The following is a 3308-nucleotide window of genomic DNA, read 5'->3' as shown; positions in this document are numbered from 1 at the left end:
GGTGGCGAAGGACGCCGGCAACGGCCAGCGGCAGGCGTTAAGGGACGCATTTCCAAATGTCGCCCAAGAAGAAACCCCCAATCCTTTCGGACTGAGGGTTTCGGGTAAAGCCCCTGGCGATGACCTACTCTCGCATGGCTTGAGCCACACTACCATCGGCGCAGCTGCGTTTCACTTCCGAGTTCGGGATGGGATCGGGTGGTTCCACAGCGCTAATTTCACCAGGGAGACGGTTGGAGCGTCGCCAGTTGGAGCTTCCTCAAACGAGTGCACAAGGATGTGCAAGCGTTTGCGTGTGGAAGCACCTACGGCGCTCGTCTCGCATAGTTAACTTGTGACGTAGCTTGCGTTTGCGGATCTACCAACGTTCGTTGGGACCAAGGCAACTTGAGGTTATATGGTCAAGCCGCACGGATCATTAGTATCAGTTAGCTCAATACATTGCTGTACTTACACACCTGACCTATCAACCACATAGTCTATATGGTTCCTTTAGGGGGCTTGTGCCCCGGGAAGTCTCATCTTGAGGCGCGCTTCCCGCTTAGATGCTTTCAGCGGTTATCGCTTCCGAACATAGCTACCCGGCAATGCCACTGGCGTGACAACCGGAACACCAGAGGTTCGTCCACTCCGGTCCTCTCGTACTAGGAGCAGCCCCTCTCAAACTTCCAACGCCCATGGCAGATAGGGACCGAACTGTCTCACGACGTTCTGAACCCAGCTCGCGTACCACTTTAAATGGCGAACAGCCATACCCTTGGGACCGACTACAGCCCCAGGATGTGATGAGCCGACATCGAGGTGCCAAACACCGCCGTCGATATGAACTCTTGGGCGGTATCAGCCTGTTATCCCCGGAGTACCTTTTATCCGTTGAGCGATGGCCCTTCCATACAGAACCACCGGATCACTAAGACCTACTTTCGTACCTGCTTGATCCGTCGATCTTGCAGTCAAGCACGCTTATGCCTTTGCACACAGTGCGCGATGTCCGACCGCGCTGAGCGTACCTTCGTGCTCCTCCGTTACTCTTTAGGAGGAGACCGCCCCAGTCAAACTACCCACCATACACGGTCCCTGATCCGGATAACGGATCTAGGTTAGAACGTCAAGCACGACAGGGTGGTATTTCAAGGATGGCTCCACTGCAGCTAGCGCCACAGTTTCATAGCCTCCCACCTATCCTACACAGACGAACTCAACGTTCAGTGTAAAGCTATAGTAAAGGTTCACGGGGTCTTTCCGTCTTGCCACGGGAACGCTGCATCTTCACAGCGATTTCAATTTCACTGAGTCTCGGGTGGAGACAGCGCCGCTGTCGTTACGCCATTCGTGCAGGTCGGAACTTACCCGACAAGGAATTTCGCTACCTTAGGACCGTTATAGTTACGGCCGCCGTTTACTGGGGCTTCGATCAAGAGCTTCGCCTTGCGGCTGACCCCATCAATTAACCTTCCAGCACCGGGCAGGCGTCACACCCTATACGTCCACTTTCGTGTTTGCAGAGTGCTGTGTTTTTGATAAACAGTCGCAGCGGCCTGGTTTCTGCGACCCTCTTCAGCTATAGCTCGCACGAGCCACCAAAAAGGGTGCACCTTCTCCCGAAGTTACGGTGCCATGTTGCCTAGTTCCTTCACCCGAGTTCTCTCAAGCGCCTGAGAATTCTCATCCTACCCACCTGTGTCGGTTTACGGTACGGTCTTCGTGAGCTGAAGCTTAGGAGCTTTTCCTGGAAGCGTGGTATCAGTGACTTCGCCATAAAGGCTCGTCTCGGTGCTCGGTCTTAAAGGATCCCGGATTTGCCAAAGATCCAAACCTACCGCCTTTCCCCGGGACAACCAACGCCCGGTACACCTAACCTTCTCCGTCCCTCCATCGCACTCACGCGAGGTGCAGGAATATTAACCTGCTTCCCATCGACTACGGCTTTCGCCCTCGCCTTAGGGACCGACTAACCCTGCGTCGATTAACGTTGCGCAAGGAAACCTTGGGCTTTCGGCGTGCGGGCTTTTCACCCGCATTATCGTTACTCATGTCAGCATTCGCACTTCCGATACCTCCAGCAGACTTCTCAATCCACCTTCGCAGGCTTACGGAACGCTCCTCTACCGCGCATAAAACAAGTTTTATGCACCCCAAGCTTCGGTTCACTGCTTAGCCCCGTTAAATCTTCCGCGCAGACCGACTCGACCAGTGAGCTATTACGCTTTCTTTAAAGGGTGGCTGCTTCTAAGCCAACCTCCTGGCTGTCTATGCCTTTCCACATCGTTTTCCACTTAGCAGTGAATTTGGGACCTTAGCTGTGGGTCTGGGTTGTTTCCCTTTTCACGACGGACGTTAGCACCCGCCGTGTGTCTCCCGGATAGTACGTACTGGTATTCGGAGTTTGCAATGGTTTGGTAAGTCGCGATGACCCCCTAGCCATAACAGTGCTCTACCCCCAGTAGTATTCGTCCGAGGCGCTACCTAAATAGCTTTCGAGGAGAACCAGCTATCTCCGGGTTCGATTAGCTTTTCACTCCTAATCACAGCTCATCCCCGTCTTTTGCAACAGACGTGGGTTCGGGCCTCCAGTACCTGTTACGGCACCTTCACCCTGGCCATGACTAGATCACCCGGTTTCGGGTCTACTGCCCGCGACTATGCGCCCTTATCAGACTCGGTTTCCCTTCGCCTCCCCTATACGGTTAAGCTTGCCACGAACAGTAAGTCGCTGACCCATTATACAAAAGGTACGCAGTCACTCTTGCGAGCTCCTACTGCTTGTACGCACACGGTTTCAGGATCTATTTCACTCCCCTCTCCGGGGTTCTTTTCGCCTTTCCCTCACGGTACTGGTTCACTATCGGTCGGTCAGGAGTATTTAGCCTTGGAGGATGGTCCCCCCATATTCAGACAGGGTTTCACGTGCCCCGCCCTACTCGTCTTCACTGGAGTGGCCCTTTTAAATACAGGGCTATCACCTTCTATGGCCAATCTTTCCAGATTGTTTTTCTAAAGCCATTCCAGCTTAAGGGCTGTTCCCCGTTCGCTCGTCACTACTTAGGGAATCTCGGTTGATTTCTTTTCCTCCGGTTACTTAGATATTTCAGTTCACCGGGTTCGCTTCCAGCAGCTATGAATTCACTGCAGGATACTGCCGAAGCAGTGGGTTTCCCCATTCGGATATTGCCGGATCAAAGCTTGTTGCCAGCTCCCCGACACTTTTCGCAGGCTACCACGTCCTTCATCGCCTCTGACCGCCTAGGCATCCACCGTGTGCGCTTATTCGCTTGACCATATAACCCCAAGTTGCCTCGGAGCTATAT

General features: G+C 53.6%; 2 rRNA genes. Both read right to left on the bottom strand.

The features are described 5' to 3' along the window. Nucleotides 1-111 precede the first annotated feature (111 nt). Nucleotides 112-226: ribosomal RNA gene (rrf, locus tag GGR61_RS20660) — 5S ribosomal RNA — on the bottom strand. A 171-nt stretch (nucleotides 227-397) separates the two neighbouring features. Further along, nucleotides 398-3278, bottom strand: a 23S ribosomal RNA gene (locus tag GGR61_RS20655). Between the last annotated feature and the right edge of the window lie 30 nt (nucleotides 3279-3308).

The sequence above is a fragment of the Xanthomonas sp. 3058 genome (assembly GCF_014199765.1).
GTDB lineage: Bacteria > Pseudomonadota > Gammaproteobacteria > Xanthomonadales > Xanthomonadaceae > Xanthomonas > Xanthomonas campestris_B.
Note: the sequence above shows the minus strand (reverse complement) of the source record. Positions and strands in the feature narration are given on the sequence as shown.